23 protein-coding genes are annotated in these 22,676 nt (G+C 67.9%); 17 read left to right on the forward strand and 6 right to left on the reverse strand.

Translation table 11 applies throughout. The features are described from left to right. A partial coding sequence (locus tag ON43_RS31965) for a purine-cytosine permease family protein (protein ID WP_083913872.1) occupies positions 1 to 1,157 on the reverse strand: 1,157 nt, incomplete at its 3' end. A 194-nt stretch (positions 1,158 to 1,351) separates the two neighbouring features. On the opposite strand from ON43_RS31965, the gene ON43_RS31970 reads away from it, so the two are divergent. Beyond that, the gene (locus tag ON43_RS31970) at positions 1,352 to 1,801 is read left to right on the forward strand and encodes a VOC family protein (RefSeq protein ID WP_040813512.1); all 450 of its coding nucleotides are present in this window, start codon (positions 1,352 to 1,354) and stop codon (positions 1,799 to 1,801) included. 106 nt (positions 1,802 to 1,907) lie between these two features. Here ON43_RS31970 and ON43_RS31975 read toward each other — a convergent pair whose 3' ends face one another. After that, complete coding sequence (locus tag ON43_RS31975) at positions 1,908 to 2,411, reverse strand: DUF2505 domain-containing protein (protein ID WP_040813514.1); 504 nt, start codon at positions 2,409 to 2,411, stop codon at positions 1,908 to 1,910. 39 nt (positions 2,412 to 2,450) lie between these two features. On the opposite strand from ON43_RS31975, the gene ON43_RS31980 reads away from it, so the two are divergent. The 4 genes from ON43_RS31980 to ON43_RS31995 all read left to right on the forward strand — a co-directional run bounded on the left by ON43_RS31980 (position 2,451) and on the right by ON43_RS31995 (position 9,482). Next, positions 2,451 to 2,969 carry a DUF3592 domain-containing protein gene (locus ON43_RS31980; protein WP_373283510.1) on the forward strand — a complete coding sequence of 173 codons (519 nt, stop codon included), beginning with the start codon at positions 2,451 to 2,453 and terminating at the stop codon, positions 2,967 to 2,969. 9 nt (positions 2,970 to 2,978) lie between these two features. Next, positions 2,979 to 3,689 (forward strand): demethylmenaquinone methyltransferase, encoded by a 711-nt coding sequence (locus ON43_RS31985; RefSeq protein WP_040813516.1) that lies wholly within the window; start codon positions 2,979 to 2,981, stop codon positions 3,687 to 3,689. Positions 3,690 to 3,841: 152 nt separating this feature from the next. Beyond that, positions 3,842 to 8,374, forward strand: a complete 4,533-nt coding sequence (locus ON43_RS31990; protein WP_040813519.1) for a bifunctional nitrate reductase/sulfite reductase flavoprotein subunit alpha — start codon at positions 3,842 to 3,844, stop codon at positions 8,372 to 8,374. Positions 8,375 to 8,414: 40 nt separating this feature from the next. Beyond that, on the forward strand, positions 8,415 to 9,482 hold the full coding sequence (locus ON43_RS31995) for an alpha/beta hydrolase (protein WP_063712671.1): 1,068 nt from the start codon (positions 8,415 to 8,417) through the stop codon (positions 9,480 to 9,482). 4 nt (positions 9,483 to 9,486) lie between these two features. Here ON43_RS31995 and ON43_RS32000 read toward each other — a convergent pair whose 3' ends face one another. After that, the gene (locus ON43_RS32000) at positions 9,487 to 10,521 is read right to left on the reverse strand and encodes an aldo/keto reductase (RefSeq protein ID WP_040813620.1); all 1,035 of its coding nucleotides are present in this window, start codon (positions 10,519 to 10,521) and stop codon (positions 9,487 to 9,489) included. 85 nt (positions 10,522 to 10,606) lie between these two features. Between ON43_RS32000 and ON43_RS32005 the strand changes: the two genes are divergently transcribed. Beyond that, complete coding sequence (locus tag ON43_RS32005) at positions 10,607 to 11,236, forward strand: TetR/AcrR family transcriptional regulator (RefSeq protein WP_040813523.1); 630 nt, start codon at positions 10,607 to 10,609, stop codon at positions 11,234 to 11,236. 89 nt (positions 11,237 to 11,325) lie between these two features. Here the strand turns inward: ON43_RS32005 and ON43_RS32010 are convergent, their stop codons facing one another. Continuing rightward, positions 11,326 to 11,898, reverse strand: a complete 573-nt coding sequence (locus tag ON43_RS32010; RefSeq protein ID WP_040813525.1) for a TIGR03086 family metal-binding protein — start codon at positions 11,896 to 11,898, stop codon at positions 11,326 to 11,328. Between the two features lie 183 nt (positions 11,899 to 12,081). On the opposite strand from ON43_RS32010, the gene ON43_RS32015 reads away from it, so the two are divergent. Both ON43_RS32015 and ON43_RS32020 read left to right on the forward strand, forming a co-directional pair. Beyond that, the gene (locus ON43_RS32015; RefSeq protein ID WP_040813527.1) at positions 12,082 to 12,315 is read left to right on the forward strand and encodes a DUF8836 family protein; all 234 of its coding nucleotides are present in this window, start codon (positions 12,082 to 12,084) and stop codon (positions 12,313 to 12,315) included. Positions 12,316 to 12,405: 90 nt separating this feature from the next. Continuing rightward, positions 12,406 to 12,621, forward strand: a complete 216-nt coding sequence (locus ON43_RS32020) for an Rv3202a family protein (protein ID WP_040813529.1) — start codon at positions 12,406 to 12,408, stop codon at positions 12,619 to 12,621. Positions 12,622 to 12,662: 41 nt separating this feature from the next. On the opposite strand, the gene menD is transcribed toward ON43_RS32020, so the two are convergent. Continuing rightward, positions 12,663 to 14,297: a 2-succinyl-5-enolpyruvyl-6-hydroxy-3-cyclohexene-1-carboxylic-acid synthase gene (gene menD, locus ON43_RS32025; protein ID WP_040813531.1), complete on the reverse strand. Its 1,635-nt coding sequence runs from the start codon at positions 14,295 to 14,297 to the stop codon at positions 12,663 to 12,665. Positions 14,298 to 14,385: 88 nt separating this feature from the next. Between menD and ON43_RS32030 the strand changes: the two genes are divergently transcribed. Further along, positions 14,386 to 15,213: a siderophore-interacting protein gene (locus tag ON43_RS32030; RefSeq protein WP_040813533.1), complete on the forward strand. Its 828-nt coding sequence runs from the start codon at positions 14,386 to 14,388 to the stop codon at positions 15,211 to 15,213. A gap of 101 nt (positions 15,214 to 15,314) precedes the next feature. On the opposite strand, the gene ON43_RS32035 is transcribed toward ON43_RS32030, so the two are convergent. Further along, the gene (locus tag ON43_RS32035) at positions 15,315 to 15,761 is read right to left on the reverse strand and encodes a DUF6918 family protein (protein ID WP_040813535.1); all 447 of its coding nucleotides are present in this window, start codon (positions 15,759 to 15,761) and stop codon (positions 15,315 to 15,317) included. Between the two features lie 352 nt (positions 15,762 to 16,113). Between ON43_RS32035 and ON43_RS32040 the strand changes: the two genes are divergently transcribed. From ON43_RS32040 to ON43_RS32075, 8 genes are all read left to right on the forward strand, one after another. Beyond that, the gene (locus ON43_RS32040) at positions 16,114 to 17,007 is read left to right on the forward strand and encodes a 1,4-dihydroxy-2-naphthoyl-CoA synthase (RefSeq protein WP_040813622.1); all 894 of its coding nucleotides are present in this window, start codon (positions 16,114 to 16,116) and stop codon (positions 17,005 to 17,007) included. 40 nt (positions 17,008 to 17,047) lie between these two features. Continuing rightward, positions 17,048 to 17,437: a VOC family protein gene (locus ON43_RS32045; RefSeq protein ID WP_040813537.1), complete on the forward strand. Its 390-nt coding sequence runs from the start codon at positions 17,048 to 17,050 to the stop codon at positions 17,435 to 17,437. A gap of 119 nt (positions 17,438 to 17,556) precedes the next feature. Then, entirely contained in the window at positions 17,557 to 18,762 is a 1,206-nt protein-coding gene (locus tag ON43_RS32050) for an inorganic phosphate transporter (RefSeq protein ID WP_040813539.1), read from the forward strand. A 9-nt stretch (positions 18,763 to 18,771) separates the two neighbouring features. Then, the gene (locus ON43_RS32055; RefSeq protein WP_040813541.1) at positions 18,772 to 19,041 is read left to right on the forward strand and encodes a hypothetical protein; all 270 of its coding nucleotides are present in this window, start codon (positions 18,772 to 18,774) and stop codon (positions 19,039 to 19,041) included. 25 nt (positions 19,042 to 19,066) lie between these two features. Continuing rightward, on the forward strand, positions 19,067 to 19,408 hold the full coding sequence (locus ON43_RS32060) for a DUF3349 domain-containing protein (protein ID WP_051179528.1): 342 nt from the start codon (positions 19,067 to 19,069) through the stop codon (positions 19,406 to 19,408). Positions 19,409 to 19,517: 109 nt separating this feature from the next. After that, complete coding sequence (gene menE / locus ON43_RS32065) at positions 19,518 to 20,654, forward strand: o-succinylbenzoate--CoA ligase (RefSeq protein ID WP_040813543.1); 1,137 nt, start codon at positions 19,518 to 19,520, stop codon at positions 20,652 to 20,654. Between the two features lie 116 nt (positions 20,655 to 20,770). Further along, entirely contained in the window at positions 20,771 to 21,781 is a 1,011-nt protein-coding gene (locus ON43_RS32070; protein ID WP_040813545.1) for a daunorubicin resistance protein DrrA family ABC transporter ATP-binding protein, read from the forward strand. After that, a complete protein-coding gene (locus ON43_RS32075; RefSeq protein ID WP_040813546.1) occupies positions 21,778 to 22,620 on the forward strand; it encodes an ABC transporter permease in 843 nt (280 codons plus the stop codon). The genes ON43_RS32070 and ON43_RS32075 overlap by 4 nt, the downstream gene beginning before the upstream one ends. Positions 22,621 to 22,676 lie beyond the last annotated feature (56 nt).

Consider the following 22,676-nt stretch of genomic DNA (forward strand, 5'->3'; position numbering starts at 1 on the left):
GTTGCGTAGAAGCCGAGGATGTTGTTGAGGAAGTCGAACATATTGGCTTCCATCAGGATCAACGCGATGGCCAGGTTCAGGCCGAGGAACACGATCCGGCCCGGGTAGGTCTTGGTGACGCGGGTGAAGGAGTTGGTCCACGCCAGCGAACCCGAATACGCGTTGGTCACATTGATTTTGATCTGGCTGATGACCACCAGCGCCACGGCCAGCGTCATGGCCAGCCAGGACGGCATCATGTCGCGGTAGATCTCGAGGAACTGGTGCACCGGCTGGTTGGCGATGTCCTGCGCGCCGGGCAGGCTGGCGATCAGGTAGACCGCCAGGAACAGGCCGACGACCTGCTTGATCGCGCCGAACAGCACCCAGCCGGGTCCGGCCAGCAGCATCCAGCCCCACCACTTGCGGGCGTTCTCGGGTGTCCGGGGCGGCATGAAGCGCAGGTAGTCGATCTGCTCGGCGATCTGGGCGATGAGCGAGAGGCAGACGCCGGCGGCGAGCAGCGCGCCCGACAGGCTCACGCCCTTGCCGTCCTGGCCGCCGTAGGACAGGAAGGTGCCGACCGAATCCGGGTGGCGCACCAGCAGGAAGCCGAACGGCAGCACCATCAGGATCAGCCACAGCGGGGTGGTCCACACCTGCAGCTTGGCCAGGGTGTTCATGCCGTAGATGACCAGCGGGAAGATCATCACCGTGGACACCAGGTAGCCGATCGGAAGCGGCACGTGCAGGCCGAGTTTCAGGCCCTGCGCCATGATCGAGCCCTCGAGCGCGAAGAAGATGAAGGTGAACGAGGCGAACACTATGTTCGTGACCACCGACCCGTAGTACCCGAAGCCGCTGCCGCGGGTGATCAGGTCCAGGTCGATGTTGTAGCGCGCGGCGTAGTAGGCCAGCGGGAAGCCGGTCAGCATGACGACGATGGCGAAGATGCCGATGCCCAGCAGCGCGTTGCCGGTGCCGTTGGCGATGCCGATGTTGGCGCCGATGGAGAAGTCGGCCAGGTAGGCGATGCCGCCCAGCGCGGAGACGCCGACCACCGCCGGACTCCACTTGCGGTAACTGCGCGGCGCGAACCGCAGCGTGTAATCCTCCAGCGTCTCTTTCGACGCGGCCACCGCATTCGCCGTGGGTGTTTCTACCTGAACCACCAGCACTCCTCGTTCGGGCTCGTCGCGAGCTGTTTCCGTCTTCGAGGGTGGTCAGCGTTTGTTGATCTTGGCTTTCCGAACCATTGCACGCCGGTTACGGAAGTCTCACCGAGGTTCCGAGTGTGTGAACTGAGCTATCGATGGGAATCGCGCAATTTTGGAGAAGCCGGAAGTACCTGCTGGTCCATAGCCTCTTAGGTATGACGACCATCACCAATGTCTCGCTAGTGACCGTGTACGTGAACGACCAGTCCGCGGCCAAGGAGTTCTACACCGACAAGCTGGGTTTCATCGAGGCCAGCGATGTGACCATGGGCGACAACGGCTTCCGCTGGGTCACCGTGGTGCACCCGAATCATCCGGAGCTGGAGATCACCCTGATGGTCCCCGGTCCCCCGCTCACCGACGACCTGGCCGAGGCCATTCGCCGCTCCATGGCCAGTGGCACGCACGGCGCGCTCGGGCTGCGAACCGAGAACTGCCAGAAGACTTTCGAGGAGCTCACCGCCAAGGGCGTGGAGTTCGTTCAGGCGCCCGCCGAGCGGCCCTACGGCGTGGAGGCCATCATCCGCGACAACTCCGGCAACTGGCTGGTCCTCATCGAACCCCGCGACTTCGATCCGGCCACGGCGCAATTCGGGCCGGAGTGAGCGGTTCGGGCCGGAGTGAGCCCGGCCCGTGGATGCGGGACCACCCCCGCATCCACGGATTTCCGGGATCAGGCGCGCTGCGCCCGATCAGGCATGCCGTGCTCGATCAGGCATTCTGTGCGGCGAACCAGGTCTCGACGGACTTGCGCTCGCTGTTCATGACCTTCTTGAGCAGGTTCTCGACCAGCGGTTCGATGGCCCCGCCCACCAGCGGCACCTTCACATCGACGGTACCGGTGACCTCGATCTCGGAACCCTCTGCGGTGGGCCGCAATTCGAAATCGCCCGCCATCTCGGTGGTGATGCCGCCGGAGCGGCCGGTGAAGGCGCCCTTGGCGACGCCGTCGGCGAGCGGGCCCCAGGTGTCGGTGCGCTCGAGCATGAGATCGCTCTTGAGGACCTTCTTGACGATGCCGGGAATCTGGTCTTCGGGTGCTTTTTCGGTCATATGGATCTGAATCGTGCCGGGGCCGTCCGGGTGGGTGAGCTCCAGCGTGGCGGTGGACGCTCCTTCGAAGCGCGCCTGCCACATCTCGTCATTGGTGAGTGCCCGGTGAAGATCTTCGACCGGGACGCTGTACTGCACGGTGAAGCTGAATTTTCGGGACATGGCGAAGACCGTAGCCCAGCGATGGAATAGCCTGCTGAAGTGTCGGAAACTAGGCAGTCTCATAGCCCTGAACAGCGGAGGGCGGTGCGGTTGCGGCGGGCTCGGATCGGGGTCGTGATCACCGCTTCGGTCTTCAGCGTGCTGGCCGTGCTGCTGGTGCTCGCGGCCTGGCGCGACGACAGTCTGATCAACTCCGACAAGGGCGTGACCAGCGCCGAAGTGCTCTCGGCGGGCACGCTGCGGTCCGCGGTCATCTTCGTGACGCCCGACGGCGAGACCCACAATCCGAAAACCGGTGTGCTGTATCCGACCAAGCTGACCGCCGGCGAGCGCATCAATGTCGAATATCGGCGCAGCGATCCCGATCTCGTCCGGGTGGCGGGTCGCGATGCGCGTGTCGCGATCATTCCGGCGCTGTCGGTGATCGTGGTCGCCTGGGCCGTCGCCCTGCCCCTGCTGTGGCTGCTCGGCTCGCCCCCGACCCTGTGGTTCGACGCGATCGTGAGATGGGCGCGCGCCGCGCGGGCACGATCGTCGCGGGCACGCAGCGCCGGATAAGGTGCGAAGGTGGCGAAATTACGGCAGCGGGAATCGTTTCGGGCCCAGCTGGACAAGCAGCCGCGCGATGTGGCGTCGATGTTCGATGGCGTCGCCAAGCGGTATGACATCACCAATACCGTGATGACCGGTGGCATCGACCGCTATTGGCGGCTGATGACCCGGAAGGCGCTGGCGCTGCGGCCCGGTGAGCGAGTCCTCGATCTCGCGGCGGGAACCGGTGTTTCGACGGTGGAAATGGCCAAGTCGGGCGCCTGGTGCCTGGCCGCCGACTTCTCCCAGGGCATGCTGGCGGCGGGCCGCTGGCGGAATGTGCCCATGGTGGCGGGCGATGCCATGGCCCTGCCCTTCGCCGACGACTCCTTCGACGCGGTCACCATCTCCTACGGGCTGCGCAATGTCTCCGACCCGGATCTGGCGCTGCGGGAGATGCTGCGGGTGACCAAGCCCGGCGGCCGCCTGGTGGTGGCCGAGTTCTCCACCCCGACCTTCGGGCCGTTCCGGACGGTGTACATGGAGTACCTGATGAAGGCGCTCCCGCAGGTCGCCAATACGGTGAGCTCGAATCCGGACGCCTACGTCTATCTGGCCGAATCCATTCGGGCCTGGCCGAATCAGGCGCAGCTGGCCCTGCGGATCGCGGATGCGGGCTGGTCATCGGTGAAGTGGCGCAATCTCACCGGCGGGATCGTGGCCCTGCACCGCGCATACAAGCTCTGAGCACCGCGCCTACAAGCTCTGAGCTGTGGCATTGCTCACCGCACCGCGCTGACCTGGCCTCACAGCCGCGGTTACCGACTGTGAGGCCGATTGTCATCTGGCGATAACGTTCGGTAAATCGGGTGCAACCCGGGCTGGTTTAACTCGGAACCATGCCGGATCAGCCCGCTCCCCCGACAAGCACCCGGACCGCGTGCTCGTACTGCGGGGTGGGCTGCGGAATGACCGTCGAGACCAAGGCCGATGCGCGCGGCCTGCCCATCATCGCCAAGGTCAGGGGCGACCGGGAGCATCCGGTCAATGCCGGGCGGCTGTGCACCAAGGGCAATACGCACGCCGAGATGATGGCCGCGCCCGGCCGCATGGAGACCGCGTACCGCCGCCCCGAACGCGGGCAGCCGCCCGTGCCCATGCCCGTCGACGAGGCGATTCACGAAGCGGCCGAACGACTTCGGGTGATTCTCGACACGAACGGACCGGACGCCATCGCGCTCTACGTGTCCGGGCAGATGTCGCTGGAAGCCCAGTACCTGGCCACCAAGCTGGCCAAGGGCCACCTGCGCACCGTGCACATGGAGGCCAATTCGCGGCTGTGCATGGCGAGTGCGGCCAGCGGCTACAAGCTGTCGCTGGGCGCGGACGGGCCGCCCGGCTCCTACGACGACCTCGACCACGCCGACCTGTTCTTCGTGATCGGCGCGAATATGGCCGACTGCCATCCGATCCTGTTCCTGCGCATGGCCGATCGGCTGAAGGCGGGCGCGAAACTGATCGTGGTGGATCCGCGGCGCACCGACACCGCCGCCCGCGCCGACCTGTTCCTGCAGATCAAACCCGGCACCGATCTGGCGCTGCTGAACGGACTGCTGCACCTGCTGGTCGAGAACGGCGATATCGACGCCGAATTCATCGCCGAGCACACCGAGGGCTGGGACGGCATGCCGGACTTCCTGGCCGGTTATCGGCCCGCACTGGTCGCCGAGGTGACCGGGCTGGCCGAGGCCGATATCCGGACCGCGGCCGAATGGATCGGGGCGGCGGGTGAGTGGATGTCGTTGTGGACCATGGGCATAAACCAGTCCACGCACGGCACCTGGTCGACCAACGCCATCATCAACCTGCACCTGGCCACCGGGACCATCTGCCGCACCGGCAGCGGGCCGCTCTCGCTGACCGGGCAGCCCAATGCCATGGGCGGGCGCGAAATGGGCTACATGGGACCGGGATTGCCGGGGCAGCGCAGCCTGCTCTCGGCCGCGGACCGGGCGTTCGTGGAGGACGTCTGGGGACTGGAACCGGGCACGATTCGCGACGAGGCCGGGCCGGGATCCATCGAGATGTTCCGCGGGCTGGCCGACGGGCGGATCAAGGCCGCGTGGATCATCTGCAGCAATCCCGTTGCCTCCATGGCGAATCGGCGCACCGTGATCGCCGGGCTGGAGGCCGCCGAACTGGTGATCGCGCAGGACGTGTTCACCGACACCGCCACCAACGCCTACGCCGATCTGCTGCTGCCCGCCACGCTGTGGGCCGAATCCGATGGCGTGCAGGTGAATTCGGAACGCAATCTGACCCTCCTGCGGCGCGCGGTCGACCCGCTCGGCGACGCCAGGCCAGACTGGCAGCTCATCGCGCAGCTGGCGACCGCCCTCGGCTTTCCCGGCTTCGACTACGCCTCCAGCGCCGAGATCTTCGATGAGATCCGGCGTTTCGCCAATCCCGCCACCGGCTACGACCTGCGCGGCATCGACTACGAAATGCTCGCCGACGGCCCCGCCCAGTGGCCGTGCCCCGATCCGGCGCAGCGCCGCAATCCGATCCGCTATCTGAACGACGGGATCAGCCAGACCCGGTTCACCGACGAGCAAGGCCACACCCCGCGCCTGGCCTTCGCCACCCCCAGTCGCAAGGCCGTGTTCTTCCCGCGGCCGCACCTGCTGCCCGACGAGATGCCCGACGACGACCACCCGTTCGTGCTCAATACCGGCCGCCTGCAACACCAGTGGCACACCATGACCAAGACCGGCAAGCTCGCGAAGCTGAACAAGCTCAACGGCAAGCCGTTCCTGGAGATCCACCCGGACGACGCCGCGACACTCGAGGTGCGCGAGGGCGACGAGCTCGAAATCGCCTCCCGGCGCGGACGCGCGGTGCTGCCGGCCCAGATCAGCGACCGGGTTCTTCCGGGCACCTGCTTCGCCCCGTTCCACTGGAACGACGAGCAGGGTGAATACCTGACCATCAATGCCGTCACCAACGACGCCGTGGACCCCATCTCGCTGCAGCCCGAGTTCAAGGCCTGCGCAGTCCGGCTGCGCAAGGTCACGGTCCTCGACGCGTCCGACCACCCATCGAGCATCGCTGATTCGCCTGCCGCGACCGATGATTCGGCCGAGCCCCCGGGCTTCGGCGTGTTTCCGAACATGACGACCCCCGGCGATACCGGCCCCGCCGACGGACCCCACCCGCTGGCCGTGATGCTCGGCTTGGACGGTGCCGTCGCACCGACCCTCAGCGAGGTCGAGCGCATCTACCTCGGCGGGTATCTGGCCGCGCTGCAAAGCCTTCCGGTGAATGGCGTTCCGGTGCTGCCGGAGACCGCGCCTATGTCCGAGCACAGCCGGATCTGGATCAATGGCCTGCTCGGCGGCATGTACTCCCGTGGCGCGCAGCCGAGTTCGGCGACCGGCGGCACCGAGATCGATGCGTCCGGCGCGGCCGACGGTGGCGCGCGGGCGGACGGCTCGGCGCGGACGCGGATGGTCACGGTGCTGTGGGCCTCGCAGACCGGCACCGCCGAGGATCTGGCCGTGGCCCTGACCACCTATCTGTTCGATTCCGGATTCACGCCCCTGCTGCTGGATATGGATTCCGCCGAATTGTCCGACCTGACCGGCGATGTCCTGGTCATCACCAGCACCTTCGGCGACGGCGGCCCACCGGACAATGGCGCGGATTTCTGGGAACGCCTGAGCACCAGCGCAATCCAGCTGACCGGCATGCGCTACGCCGTCTTCGCCCTCGGCGACTCCTCCTACGCCGACTTCTGCGGCCACGGCCGCAAACTCGACGAGCTCTTCGCCGAGCGCGGCGCGACCCGCCTCCTACCGCGCGTCGACAGCGAGCCCGACCACGAGGACCTGTCCGCGGCCTGGTTCGACGAGGTGGCCGACATCCTCGACGCCGCGGGACCGACCTCCACGCCGGATGTCCAAGACAATGGCGGCTTGTGGGTTTTCCCGGGCTCGGGCCCGAATGCTGCTGGCCTCGACGAGGTTTCCGCCGCGCCGAACAGCAGCTGCGACCTCGAGCCGGAGTTCGGCGAAAACGGTGATCCGGGCGATCGCGGCGCGGCGGGTGTCGTCGGCGGCGTTGCCGCGCAAGGTCGATTCGGCCATCCCAGCGCCTGGACCGGCGATATCTCCGCGGGGCGGGGTGGCCGCGATCCGCGCAATGGTGCTGCCGGTGCGTCGAATGCGGTTGGTCGCAGCACTGCCGGTTGGTCCGGGGCCGCTACCGCGATCGACCCGGGCCGGGCGCGCGGGCGAGTGGCCGCACCCTTCACGCGGAATTCCCCGGTGCTCGCGACATTGGCGCGCAATGAATTGCTTTCGCGGGACGGGTCCGGGAAAGAGGTGCGGCAGTTCGGGTTTGATCTGAGTGATTTGGAGGCGACGTACGAGGTCGGGGATTCGCTGGGGATTCGGCCCGCGAATTGTGATGCGCTGGTGGCGGAGTGGCTCGAGGTCACGGGGTTGGACGGGCGGCGGATCATCGATGTCGAGGACGGGGAGTTGACGCTGGCGCAGGCGCTGCGCACGTATTACGACATCACGCGGGTGAGTTCGGATCTGCTGTCGTTCGTGGGTGAGCACAATGACAGCCAGCGATTGGCCAAACTGCTGCGCCGCGATAATCGGAACGAGCTGGAGGGGTACCTCTGGGATCGGCAGGCGGTGGATGTGCTGCGGGACTTCCCGGTGCACGCCGATCTGGTGGAGTGGCTCGGGACGCTGAAAAGGCTGCAGCCGCGCCAGTATTCGATCTCCTCGAGCCCGCTGGTGAGCCCGCGCGAGGTGCAGCTGACCGTGAGCGTGGTGCGCTACGGCGATCCGGCGGGCATCGGGTCGGCGGCCCGCCGCGGTGGGGTGTGCTCCACGTTCCTCGCCGATCGCGCCGACGCGCAGGTGCCGATCTTCCTGCAGCGGGCGCCGCATTTCCGGCCGCCACTGGATCCGGCCGCGCCCATGATCATGGTGGGCCCGGGCACCGGAATCGCGCCCTTCCGCGGCTTCCTGCAGGAGCGCCGCGCCCTCGGCTGCACCGGCCGCAACTGGCTGTTCTTCGGCGATCAGCATGCCAAGGACAACTTCTACTACCGCGCCGAGCTCGAGGACATGTTCCGCTCCGGCTTCCTGACCCGGCTGGATCTGGCGTTCTCGCGGGATCAGCGCGAGCGGATCTACGTGCAGCACCGCATGATCGAGCACGGCGCGGAGCTGTGGGCGTGGCTGCGCGAGGGCGGGCACTTCTACGTGTGCGGCGATGCCGCGCGGATGGCCAAGGATGTGGACGACACCCTGCTCAAGATCGCCCGCATTCACGGCAAGCTGAGCGAGGATGGCGCGCTGGCGTTCAAGAAGCAGCTGGTGGCGGAGAAGCGGTACGTCAGGGACGTGTACTGAATCCCCCTCCGACAATCTGAAAACATGATATTCCTGACGCATGTCGGTCAGGACCAGTCGATCAACCGTGCGTTTTGCGGTCGCCACCCTGCTGGCCGCCGCGTCTCTGAGCCTCGGCGGCCTGCCCGCGGGTGCGGAACCGCCCGCCCCGACCCTGCCCGGCGTCACCCTCCCCGATCTGAAGACCGAGGACGGCTCCTACATCAAGACCGTGGCCGCCAAGGACGAGCACACCGTCACCTTCTCGGTGTTCTCCGCCGCCATGAACCAGGTCTTCCCGGTCGACGTGCTGCGCCCCGACGACACCTCCGAGGCCCGCCCCACCCTCTACCTGCTCAATGGCGCGGGCGGCGGCGTGGACGCCGCCACCTGGCAATTGCGCACCGACGCACTGGATTTCCTGGCCGACAAGAACGTCAATGTGGTGCAGCCCATCGGCGGCGCGTTCACCTGGTACACCGACTGGATCCAGCCCGACCGATCGCTGGGCGTGAACAAGTGGTCCACCTACCTCGGCAAGGAATTGCCGCCGCTGATGGACGCCGCGCTGGGCGCCAACGGCGTGAACGCCATCGCCGGAATCTCCATGGCCGGTCTGCCCGTATTGAATTCGGTCATCTTCAATCCCGGACTGTTCCGCAGCGCGGCCGTCTACAGCGGCTTCTTCCAGACCGTCACCCCGCAGGGCCGGGAATCCATCAAGCTGGTCACCGAGCTCTACGGCGGCGGCAAGGTCGAGAACATGTGGGGACCGGAGAACGGCCCGCTGTGGGCCGCCAACGATCCCACCCTCAATGCCGAGAAACTGCGCGGCACCAACCTTTTCATCTCCACCGGCAATGGCATTCCCGGCGCGTTCGACGTGCCGGGCGCGCGCGGGCGGATGGAGAAGAATCCGGCCGACACCACCCAGACCGTGGCGCTCGGCTCGTTCATCGAGGCCAATGTCGAACTGTCCACGATCATTCTGCAGAAGCGCCTCGAATCCCTGAACATTCCCGCCACTTTCGAATTCCGCAGCAGCGGAACCCATATCTGGGGTTACTGGCAGGACGATCTGAAGGCGTCGTGGCCGGTGCTCGCGCAGGGTCTCTACTCGAACCCGTAATCGCCTACACCACGGGTGGATTGACGCGCGCGAAGCCTTCCTGCCGGTAGTACGGGTAGTAGGGATAGGCCGGGGTGACCGCGCTGGCCTTGTCCAGGCGGGCGATCTGATCGGCGTCCAGACTCCAGCCGACCGCACCGAGGTTCTGCCGCAACTGCTCCTCGTTGCGCGCGCCGACGATCACGGTGGCCACGGTCGGCCGCCGCAGCAGCCAGTTCAGCGCGATCTGCGGGACGGTGCGGCCGGTCTCGACGGCGATGTCCTCGAGCACGTCGACGATGTCGTAGAGCCGTTCGTCATCCACCGGCGGTCCGGCGTCGGCGGTCTTGTGCAGGCGGCTGGTCTCCGGAAGCGGTTGGCCGCGACGGATTTTCCCGGTGAGCCGACCCCAGCCGAGCGGGCTCCACACCACCGCGCCCACGCCCTGATCCAGGCCGAGCGGCATCAGCTCCCACTCGTAATCGCGGCCGACCAGCGAGTAGTAGACCTGGTGCGCGACATAGCGCGGGAACCCGTGCTTGTCCGCGGCGGCAAGGGATTTCATCAGCTGCCAGCCCGCGAAATTGGACGCGCCGACATAGCGGATCTTGCCCGAACGCACGAGATCGTCGAGGGCCGAGAGCACTTCCTCGACGGGAGTGCCCGCGTCGAAGGCGTGCAGCTGGAACAGGTCGATGTGGTCGGTGCCGAGCCGGCGCAGCGCGCCCTCGACCGACGAGATCAGCCGCGCGCGACCGGATCCCGCGTCGTTCGGGCCGGGGCCGGTGGGCAGCGTGGACTTGGTCGAGATCAGCACCTGATCGCGCCGACCCCGGATGGCCTCGCCCAGCACCTCTTCCGAGGCCCCGTCCGAGTAGACGTCGGCGGTGTCGAAGAGGGTGACGCCCGCGTCCAGGCTGATGTCCACCAGGCGGCGGGCCTGCTGCGCGTCGGTATCGCCCCAGGCCGAGAAGAGTTCGCCGCGACCCCCGAAGGTGCCCGCGCCGAAGCTCAGGGCCGGAACCATCAGACCTGAAGCGCCGAGCCGACGGTATTCCATGACCACCACTCCTAACGGAACTACAGTTTCATTAACACGAAGGACGCTACACTCGTCTCGCCACAAATGGAACTGGAGACCCGTTATGACGCCCGACACACGCACTCGCGAAGGCGCAGCCGATTCCCCCGGATCGGTCCGCCCCGGCGGTCGCACCGCCCGCGTCCGCGAGGCCGTGCTGCGCGCCGCCGGCGACCTGCTGGCCGAAAGCGGTTACGCCACCCTCGATCTGGCCGAGGTGGCCGCCCGCGCCGAGGTCGGCAAGACCACCGTCTACCGCCGCTGGCGCACCCCCGCCGGACTGGTCGCCGACCTGCTGGTCGAAATGGCGGAAACCTCACTCCCGCACAGCGATACCGGCACGCTGCGCGGCGATCTGCTCGAAAACGCCCGCCTGGTCGGCAAGACCCTCTCCGATCCACGGCAGGGCCGCCTCTTCCGTGCCGTCATCGCCGCCGCCACCAGCGACGACACCGCCGCCACCGCCCTGCGCGCCTTCTACGCCACCCGGCTCGCCGAATGGTCGCCGTGCGTCGAGGCGGCGATCGCCCGCGGCGAGGTGCCGCCCGGAACCGACTCGCGCGCGGTCCTTTCCGCGGTTTCGGCCCCGCTCTACTACCGGCTGCTCGCCAGCGGCGATCCGGTCGACGCGGCGGCGATCAGCGCCGCCGCGGAAGCCGCCGCGCTGGCCGCCGAGCAGGGCGTATTCGCCTAGGCCCCCTCGTCATCCCGGCGCGTTTTTGGCCGGGATCCACAGCGACCACGTGGATTCCGGCCAAAAGCGTGCCGGAATGACAGGGTGAATCAGCCTGCCACCCAGGCGGGATCGCGGCCGGTGAGGCCGACCACGCGATCCAGCAGCGACCCCTCGGCCGGAACCTCGACCACCGGGCCGAAGAGGCCGGGGATGCCCTCGCGCGGGGTATCGCGCAAGAAGCCGAGCAGCACCGCCAGATCCTGGTCGGCCGGGGCGTAGTCCTGCCCGGTCGCGCGGGCCAGGTCCCAGCCGTGGACCACCAGCTCGTCCAGGGCGAAGAGCGCCATCTGCGCGGCGGGCGCGAGCACCCCGCCGACCTCGGTCTCGCCGTCCCACGCCTCCGGTTCGCGCCAGGCCGCCACCAGCGACTTCAATTGCGCGGGAATGCGATCGCGCCAATCGCCGGGCAGCGGGGCGGGCGCGGGCGGCTGGGAGTTGCCGATCGCCTCCTTGGTCGCGCCCTGCCGGAAACCCTCGGTGAAGCCGAGGACGTGGGCGAGCATGTCGCGCACCGTGGGCAGTGCGGGCGTCGGCCGATCGAGATCGGCGTCGGTGACGGCGGCGGCGACCGCCTCCACCGCCGTGGCGGCGGCTTCCAGATCGAAGGCCGGTGTGGTCATGGTTCCTCCCGGTGCGGTGCGAAGACATGCCGAACCATCCGTGCGGCCCGGTCACCCATAAGGACGGAGCGGGGTCGCGCAATTCATCGGAGCACCGCGAAATGTGCTTGCAGCGCCGCGTCGCAACCGGTTCGTTAGGTGCGATCAGCGGCGAAAGCCGCTGGTAGGGAGGAGAATTGATAGATGAAGGGTGATCGTGTGGAGATCGTCGTCGATACCGGCGACGGATCTCGGAACTACGAAATAATCGCGACGAGAGCGGGTAGGCGGATAGAGACCCGCATTGCCCGCGGCATTGTGGAAGTGAGCGAAGTGACACGAACCGGAAGCTCGGTTCGTACCGCCCGATTCATGGCCGGCCGCGTATTGGCGCTGGTCGAGCACCCCGCCGACGACGGCCCGCTGCCGGACGAATGATCACCGGCGGTTGCCGACCGAGACGATCAAGCGGATCCTCGAAGGTGGCCCACTGCACGGCATCGCCAACCCGGCAGAGAGGAGCATCCGATGATCGATCGCATCGATTCAGTGCCCGAGGCCGATTCGGTGGAGCAGAGCATCCCCGCCAATCCGGTGGACGAGGCGCTCGACTCCGATTCCGAAATCACCGACCTCCCGGCCGAAGACGTTGGCTGGACCGCCTCCGAGGGAGACCTCGTCGAACAGTCGATTCCGGTCCCCCTGGACGACGACCGCGAGGACAGCGCCGGTAGCGATTACTGACCGGTTCTGCCCGCACTCGAGCCGAAAGGCTCCCGCCCAAGCTAATTCGAGACGCCCGCCCGCACGGTGGCGTGCAGTTCCCGCAGGCTCGACCGCTCGGTGGCGACCTCGAGCACCCGCATGCCGTGGGCATTGCCGGTCAGCTCGACCGCCAGTTCCGCCGGGTCGACCTGGCGGTGCGGAATCCGGTAGGCGGCGCACAGCGCGGCCAGATCCATGCCGTGCGGGGTGCCGAAGACCCGCTCGAACACGCCCGCGTACTGCGGATCGCCCTGTTCGAGCAGTTCGAAGATGCCGCCGCCGTCGTCATTGGCGACCACGATGGTGAGGTCCTCCGGCCGCGGCTCGCCCGGCCCGATGAGCAGGCCGGAGGCGTCGTGCAGGAAGGTCAGGTCGCCCATGAGCGCGACCGTGCGGCCGGGATGGGTGAGCGCCGCGCCGACCGCCGCCGACACGGTGCCGTCGATCCCGGCCACGCCGCGATTGGACAGCACCCGCACACCGGGCCGCGGCTGCGAGACCAGCGCCGCGTCGCGCACCGGATTGGACGCGCCGAGCAGCAGCTGATCGCCGTCGCGCAGGGCGTCCATGACCACGGCCGCCACATGCAGACCGGTCGGCTTCGGGTGTCCGGCCAGCTCGGCGCGAACGACCTTGACGGCCTTCTCGTTCAGATCCCGGCACTGCTCGAGCCACTCGGGTCGCGGCGCGCCGGAGGTGACCGCGCGGGTGCCGGTGCCGACCACATTGCCCGAGACATCGGGCCAGCGCGGGCCGGTGGTCAGCGCGAACACCGTGATCTCGGGATCGGCCAGCACCTTCGACACCTGCCGGTGCAGGGTGGGGCGGCCGGTGATGATGGCCTGCTTGGGCTTCAACAGTCCCAGCGCCAGCGGGTGCAGGGCCGGGCCGTGCATGGGCGCGGTCGGCTCGGCGACCGTGGGCAACGCCGCGAGTTCGGGGCGATGGCCCGCGCCGTGACCGGAGATGACCACCGTGTCCGGGGTCAGATCGATATCCAGCGGCACATCGAGGGTGGCGTATTGCGTTGCCGTCCAGGGCCGTTCGCCGGCGCGGCCGGGCGGCAGCGCATCCCCCGCGGCCAGGTCCGGGACCAGCGGTTCGCGCAGCGGGATGTCGAAGTGCACGGGCCCGGCATTGCCGGAGCGGGTGCCGCGGGCGGCGGCCAGCACCCGGCACACCGCCGAGCGCCAGACGCTGTTCTGCTTCGAGTATTGCGGATCGTCCGGCTCGGCCTCGGCCAGTCCGAGGCTGATGGCGGCACGCACCTGGCTACCGAAGAGCCCGAATTGTTCGACGGTCTGGTTCGCGCCCGTGCCGAGCATCTCGTAGGGGCGGTTGGCGCTGAGCACGATCAGCGGCATGCGGGCGTAGTTGGCCTCGAGCACGGCCGGGCCCAGATTGGCGACGGCGGTGCCGGAGGTCATGACCACGGGCACCGGGCGGCCGCTCGCGGCGGCCAGGCCGACGGCCAGGAATCCGGCGCTGCGCTCGTCGATCCGCATGTGCAGCCGGATGCGTCCGGCCTGGTCCGCGGCCTGTAATGCGAAGGCCAGCGGCGCGTTTCGCGATCCGGGGCACAGGACGACGTCCCGGACTCCGCCGCGCGCCAACTCGTCGACGACGACGTGCGCCTGTGCAGTCGAAGGATTCACGCCTCCAGCCTCTCAGACAGCGGCCCGGAGCGCTGCGTCGCCCCGCTCACACCTATGCTGGCAAGTTAGGCTTTGCTAACCTAAGCCAATGGCGAAGCGCAGCAAGCATGTCAAGCCCGAGCACCGCGAGATCCTCACCGCGGAAGTCCTGGCCAGCAAACGAATCAGCCCCAATTTCGTCCGGGTCACCGTGGGCGGCCAGGGCCTGTCGGGATTCACCGCCATGGGCTTCGACCAGTGGTTCCGGCTCTTCATGCCCGGGCGTGACGGCAGCCTCAAGCTGCCCACCTCCGCCAGCAATCTGGGCTGGTACGCGCAGTACCTCATGATGGGCAAGGAACACCGTCCGCTGGCGCGCAACTACACCGTGCGCGACTACCGGGCCGCCGGCTTCGGGGAGTTCGGCAGCACGGCCGAGATCGACATCGACTTCGTCTCGCACGGCGACGACAGCCCGGCCTCGGCCTGGGCGAACAATGCCACACCCGGCGCCAAGGCCGGAATCCTCGACGAGGGCATCATGTACCAGGCTCCCGACCACAGTGATTGGACGCTGCTGGTGGGCGACGAGAGCGCGCTGCCCGGCATCGCGGGCGTGTTGCGGTCGCTGCCGCGCGGGACCAAGGGCGCGGCCTATATCGAGATTCCGCATGCCGAGGACGCGCAGGAACTGGGCGAACCCGCAGGCGTTCAGGTGAACTGGCTGGTCCGCACCGATGCGCATGCCGAGGTGGGCGCGCTGGCGGCCGAGACGGTGCGCGGGGCGGAGATTCCGAGCCGGGGCGTCTACGCCTTCGTCGCGGGCGAGCAGAAGCTGGCCGCGGGTGTGCGGCGGCACCTGGCGCAGGAGCGCGAGATTCCCAAGGCGGACATCACTTTCACCGGCTACTGGCGAGTCGGCAAGTCCCAGGGCTGATTACGGAGAAGAGAAGGGGCGAGTGCCCGGGAACCACCTCGCGGGCACCGCATTCCAGACTGTTCGCGGCCCCTCGCCGGGCCGCGAACCGGTCGGTCTGATTAACCAGCGTGCTTCTGCACCAGCTCACCCAGGCGCGGAAGCGCCTCGACGACATGCTTCTTCGCCGACGAGCGCATGGAGTTGTAGACCTTGGTCAGCGCCGGACGCGAGGATGCCTCGGCACGCGCGTCGGTCACCGACAGCAGCGCGTCGGCCACCTCGTCCTGCTTGGCGACCAGCAGATCGGCGAAGGACGCCGCGCCACCGTTCTGGTACTCGGCCCAGTACGGCTCGAGCTGCTCGACGAACTTGGGCGCGAAGGAGGACAGCGCGTCACCCACGATCGAGGGGCTGACCTTCTTGATCGCGGCATAGCCGCCCTTGACGACGAGGCCCGACGCGCCGCCCTTGTCCGACACCTCCTCGTCCAGAACCTTCTCCGCGTCGGCGATGAAGGCCGGACGCTTGGCGTCATCGAGCAGGGATTCAGACAGTGCTGCAACCACTTTCAGGTTCCTCCGGATAGTTTTTCGATGAACGAGCGCACGCAACTATACGCACCGGTGTCCCCGCACACACGATGCCAATGCGCTGCTACTGCCACAGCAGCAACAGCACTGTAAGCCCTCCGCAATCGGTTGGCAGCGTTTCACTTTCGGTTACCGCCGGGTCCAGTTTCTCCGACCAGGAGGAGCAAGCGTCCGATCGTGCCATCGGGCAACGCATCCGGCTAACAATCAGCGCCCTTATCGGATGGCCGAAATCCGCCGCCACGAATTTCGAGTGACGTGCGAAACACCGCACCGAACTGCGGTGGGCCTTCACCACGGCGCGAACCGGAACAGTATGTTCACACCCGTGACCTTCAATGCGACGCTGTGGCGGCCCGTTCCGGGATTCGAGAACCTCACCGACATCACGTATCACCGGCACATCGACCAGGGCACCGTCCGGATCGCCTTCGATCGCCCCGAGGTACGTAACGCCTTCCGGCCGCACACCGTCGACGAGCTCTACCGCGCCCTGGATCACGCCCGCATGACCCCCGATGTCGGCGCGGTCCTGCTCACCGGCAACGGCCCCAGTCCCAAGGACGGTGGCTGGGCCTTCTGCTCCGGCGGCGACCAGCGCATCCGCGGGCGCAGCGGCTACCAGTACGCCTCCGGCGAGACCGCCGACACCGTGGACGTCGCCCGCGCCGGACGACTGCACATCCTCGAGGTGCAGCGGCTCATCAGATTCATGCCCAAGGTGGTCATCGCGCTGGTGAACGGCTGGGCCGCGGGCGGCGGGCACAGCCTGCACGTGGTCTGCGATCTCACCCTGGCCTCGCGCGAGCACGCACGGTTCAAGCAGACCGACGCCGACGTGGGCAGCTTCGACGCCGGGTACGGCAGCGCCTACCTGGCGAAGATGGTGGGGCAGAAGTTCGCTCGCGAGATCTTCTTCCTGGGCCGGCCCTACACGGCCGAGGAGATGCACCAGATGGGTGCGGTCAACGCGGTCGTGGATCACGAGCAGCTCGAAGATGTGGCGCTGGAGTGGTCCGCCGACATTCTCGGCAAGTCGCCGCAGGCCATTCGAATGCTGAAGTACGCCTTCAACCTCCAGGACGACGGACTGGTCGGTCAGCAGCTCTTCGCAGGTGAGGCCACTCGCCTGGCCTACATGACCGACGAGGCGGTCGAGGGTCGCGACGCCTTCCTCGAGAAGCGCGAACCGGACTGGAAGCCGTACCCCTACTACTTCTGATTTCCGGCGCGGGCAAACGCGCGGCTGCCATGCTGCACTCATGGAGATACTGAGCAGTCGGATCATCCTGCGGCCGCGCGATTACGAGCGGACGCTGACCTTCTATCGCGACGGGCTCGGGTTGGCCATTGCCCGCGAGTATCCGGGCGGGACGGTCTTTTTCGCCGGGCAGTCGCTGGTCGAGGTGGCCGGGCACGGTCGAGCGGAGGACGCTCCGAGCGAGTTCTCCGGAGCACTCTGGTTGCAGGTACGTGATTGTGACGACACCGCCGCCGAACTCGCGCTGCGCGGGATACCGATCGAGCGCGCGCCCCGGCTAGAGCCCTGGGGACTCATCGAGATGTGGGTCCGCGACCCCGACGGGGTGCCCCTGATCTTCGTCGAGATTCCGGCGAATCACCCGATCCGCCGGGACATCCGGGGCGACTGACTCCGCCCGCGATATCCGCGCGCCCGTGGGCCGCCACCCCTTAGCACGAAGGTAACTGTGAAATGCGTCGGGGGGCACCGGTTAACGGAGCGTAAAGGGTATAGCGCAAACTGATCGGTGTGTCTGCCGAACTGCTCGTTCTGCTGATCGTTGTTTGCACAGCCTTGGCATTCGACTTCACCAACGGATTCCACGACACCGCGAACGCGATGGCGACCTCCATCGCGACCGGTGCGCTCCGGCCGCGTACCGCCGTACTCCTGTCCGGGGCGCTGAATCTGATCGGCGCGTTCCTCAGTGTGGCCGTCGCCGCGACGGTCGCCGAGGGCATCGTGGACCTGTCGGAGGTGAGCGGGCGGGCGCTGCTCGACATCGTCTTCGCCGGTCTCGTCGGCGGCATCCTGTGGAATCTGTTCACCTGGCTGCTGGGTTTGCCGTCGAGTTCCTCGCACGCCCTGTTCGGCGGTCTCATCGGATCCACCATCGCCGCGCTCGGCCTGCACGGCGTGATCTGGGCGCACGGCAGCAAGGGCGTGATCGCCAAGATCATCATCCCGGCCCTGCTGTCCCCGATCGTGGCCGCGCTGGTGGCCTCCATCGCCTCCTGGGTGGTGTACCGGATCACCAAGGGCAGCAATGAGAAGACCGTCTCCGGCGGCTTCCGCTGGGGGCAGATCGGCACCGCCTCCCTGGTCTCGCTGGCGCACGGCACCAATGACGCGCAGAAGACCATGGGCATCATCTTCCTGGCGCTGATCGCGCACGGTTCCGCCAAGGCCAGCGATCCGCTGCCGCTGTGGGTGATCGTGTCCTGCGCCATCGCCATGGCCGCCGGCACCTGCCTGGGCGGCTGGCGCATCATCCGCACCCTGGGCAAGGGCCTGGTCGACATCGCGCCGCCGCAGGGCTTCGCCGCCGAATCCACCAGCGCGGCGATCATTCTCACCTCGGCCCACTTCGGCCTGCCGCTGTCCACCACCCAGGTGGTGACCGGATCCATCCTCGGCTCCGGCATCGGACGGCCCGGCGCGGAGGTGCGCTGGGGCGTGCTCGGCCGCATGGTGACGGCCTGGGTGCTGACGCTGCCGCTGGCCGGTGTGGTGGGCGCGATCTGCTGGGGCCTCCTGCACGGCATCGGCGGAACCGCCGGTGTGCTGGTGGTGTTCGCGCTGCTGATCGCCATGGCCGCGTTCATCTGGTTCCGGTCCAAGCGCGCGGTGGTGAACTCGCAGAACGTCACCGACGACTGGGAGGACACGGCGGCCCCCGCGACTCCCCCGGCGACCCCCGCCCGCCGCAATGACGACACCGTCGGAATCGGTTAGGAGACCGCGATGCACTCCCTGCTGCACAACCTCTCCGACCTGTGGCGAGTCATGCTGGCCGCGTTGATCTTCGGGGCCGGGCTGCCGACCGTGTTCGCCGTCGGCATCCGCTGCCGCGCCCAGGTCGACGACGGCGCGACCGGCACCACCCGGACCGCGGCGCTGGTCGCGTCCACCCTCTGCTTCGCGGTGGTCATGATCGCGGTGGTGGTCGGTGTGCTCTTCATCGCACGCGGCTTCCTGGCCACCCGGCTCGGCATTCACCTGCTCGGCGCGTGACGCCGCCTCATCGAAAGGCACGCTCGTGAGCACCCCCGCAGAACAACAGCCGCTCGACCCGACGCCGCGCACCAATGTGCTGCAGAAGGTGCTGGACTGGCTGAAAGCCGGATACCCGCAGGGCATCCCGCAATCGGACTATGTGGCGCTGCTGGCGGTGCTGCACCGCAGGCTCACCGACTACGAGGTGCACCTGGTGGTGGAGCAGTTGGCCCGCGAACGCGTGGCCTCCGACATCGAGCGCACCGACATCGAGGCGGCCATTGCCCGAGTTGCCAAGGAGCAGCCCGGCGAGGACGATATCGCTCGGGTGGCCTCCAGGCTCGCAGCCGGTGGATGGCCGCTGGCGACACCGACGTCCGACTGACCGCACTCGACCCGCAGCTTTCGACAACCGGGCGCCGACCCCTCCGCGCGCCGCCACCCCACGGAATGACACGATCGCGAACGTGAGCAATACCCTCCGAATCCTTCCCATGCCCACCGGCGCAGCGGTGGGCGAAGTATTGCCGCATCTCCGAGAGGCCTTGGAGGGCAACGGCCCGGCCTGGCTCCCGGTCCCCACCGCCGACCGCCGCGAGACCCAGCGGCTCAGCGGTAGCCTGCGGCCCGGCGAGGCGATCGACGAGGACGTGGCCCTGGTGGTCACCACCTCCGGCACCACGGGAAACCCCAAGGGCGCCATGCTCACCGCGGCCAATCTGCGGGCCAGCGGCGACGCCACCCACGAGCGCCTGGGCGGTCCCGGGCAGTGGTTGTTGGCCCTGCCGACCCATCACATCGCGGGCATCCAGGTGTTGCTGCGCAGCATTCTGGCCGGGACCGAACCGATCACGCTCGACGTGTCCGGCGGCTTCCTGCCCGAGGCGCTGGTCGGCGCGATCAAGAGCATGCGCGGCGAGCGCCGCTACACCTCGCTGGTCCCGACCCAGCTGATCAAGGCCCTCGACGAGCCCGCCGCCACCGCGGCGCTGGCCTCGCTGGACGGGGTGCTGGTCGGCGGGGCCGCCACCCCGAAGCCGGTATTGGAACGGGCGCGCGCGGCGGGCATCACCGTCTTCCGCACCTACGGCATGAGCGAGACCTGCGGCGGCTGCGTGTACGAGGGAGTACCGCTGACGGGCACCCAGGTACGCATCGAGGACGGCCGGGTGCTGCTCGGCGGCGACATGGTCGCCAAGGGCTACCGCAATATCGCCGACCATCCCGCCTTCGCCGAACCCGGCTGGTTCCGCACCGAGGACGCGGGCCACTTCGAGAACGGCGTGCTGACCATCACCGGCCGCCTCGACGAGGCCATCATGACCGGCGGCCTGCTGGTCATCCCCCAGGTGGTCGAGGCTGTCCTGATCACCCACCCGGCCGTGTCCGAATGCGTGGTCCTCGGCCTGCCCGACGAACGCCTCGGCCAGCGCGTGGCCACGGCCATCGTCCCCGCCCCGGGCGCGACCGCCCCCAGCCTCGACGAACTCCGCGAACACGTGGTCGCCGAACTGGACGCCATCGCCGCCCCGCGCGAACTCGCGGTGCTGGACGAACTTCCGCTCCGCGGCCCGGGCAAGCCCGACCGCGCGAAGCTGCGCGAACTCCTGCTGGCCGGCTCGCCGAACTGATCCGGTAACCATTTCCGCAGATATATCGGCATCTGTCGTCGACATGTCGTGACCTTGCGTGAGCCGTGCAATCGCCATGCAAGGGGGGTGCAAGGCGGGCACCCCATGGTTATCGCATGACTTCTTACACACCTGCTGAGGCACTCGCCATCGAGGCGGACGGCTTGGTCAAGGTCTTCGGGGAGCAGCGGGCCGTCGACGGCGTGAGTCTCGCGGTGCCGCGGGGGGCTGTCTACGGCGTGCTCGGACCCAACGGGGCCGGCAAGACCACGACAATCCGCATGCTCGCTACCCTGCTTCGCCCCGACGGGGGCAGCGCCCGGATCTTCGGCCACGACGTGCTCGCCGAGCCGACCGCGGTGCGCTCGCTGATCGGCGTGACCGGCCAGTACGCCTCCGTCGACGAAAAGCTCACCGCCACCGAGAATCTCATCATCTTCTCGCGGCTGCTGGGCCTGTCCAAGTCCGATGCGCGGCGCAAGTCGGCCGAACTGCTCGAGGAGTTCGGGCTGACCGACGCCGCCGACAAGCCCCTGGAGAACTTCTCCGGCGGCATGCGCCGGCGCCTGGATCTGGCCGCCAGCCTGATCTCGCGCCCGCCGCTGCTGTTCCTGGACGAGCCGACCACCGGCCTCGATCCGCGCACCCGCGCCCAGATGTGGGACACCATCCGGCGGCTGGTGCGGGAGGGCTCGACCGTGCTGCTCACCACGCAGTACCTGGACGAGGCCGATCAGCTGGCCGACCGGATCGCGGTCATCGACCGCGGCAAGGTCATCGCCGACGGCACCTCCGACGAGCTCAAGTCCTCGGTCGGCATGTCGGCCCTGCAGCTGACGCTGGCCGACCGCGACCACATCGAGGAGGCGCGAAACCTGGTGGGCGAGTACCTTTCCCGCGCCGCGGGCCACCTCGTCGAGGCCGCCATCTCCCCCGAGGCCGGTCGCATCACCGCACCACTGCCCGACCCCAGCATCACCACCGACATCCTGATCCGGTTGCGCGAGCACGACATCCGGGTCGAAGAGATCAATGTCGCCAAGCCGAGCCTGGACGAAGTGTTCTTCGCACTCACCGGGCACGCCGCCGAGGACGACACCGACGAGACCGAACGGAGCGCGGCATGACCACGACTCTCACCGCCCCCGCCACCGGGCGGCACGCGGCTACGGCCGCGCCCATTCCCGAAGTAAGCAACCACATCCCGTTCAAGCAGACCGTGGCGAATTCGCTCACCATGGCCTACCGCGGGATCCTGAAGATCAAGCACAACCCGGAGCAGCTGTTCGACGTCACCGTGCAGCCGATCCTGTTCACCGCGCTGTTCGCCTACATCTTCGGCGGGGCGATCGGCGGCAATGTGCACGACTACCTGCCGATTCTGATTCCCGGCATTCTGGTCCAGACGGTCGTGCTGACCTCCGTGGTCACCGGCACCCAGCTCCGCGAGGATATGGACAAGGGCGTCTTCGACCGGTTCAAATCCCTTCCCATCGCCCGCATTTCGGCGCTGGCCGGCGCGCTCATCGCCGATATGGTGCGCTACGGGCTGGCTACCGTGCTCACCGTGGGCATGGGCCTGATCCTCGGCTACCGGCCGGCCGGCGGCGTCGTCGGCGTGGTCGTCGCGGGCCTGGTCGTGGTGTTCTGCTCGTTCGCGGTGAGCTGGATCTGGGCGCTGGTCGGCATCACCGGCAAGAGCGCGGCCGCCGTGCAGGGCGTCTCGATGATGATCATGTTCCCGCTGACCTTCATGTCCGGCGCGTTCGCCCAGGTCTCGACCATGCCGGGCTGGCTGCAGGGCATCAACAAGGCCAACCCGATCTACTACATGGTCAATGCCGCCCGTGAGCTGATGAACGGCAATGTCTACAGCTCGAACCTGCTCTGGTCGATCGTCGGCTCCATCGTGGTGATCGCGATCTTCGCCCCGCTCGCGGTGAAGGCGTACATGCGGCGCGCCTGACGCGACCGGTCGCCCCGCGGTCGGAACGCCCGTCCATCGAGAAAATCGATGGGCGG

The sequence above is a fragment of the Nocardia concava NBRC 100430 genome, from assembly GCF_000308815.1.
GTDB lineage: Bacteria > Actinomycetota > Actinomycetes > Mycobacteriales > Mycobacteriaceae > Nocardia > Nocardia concava.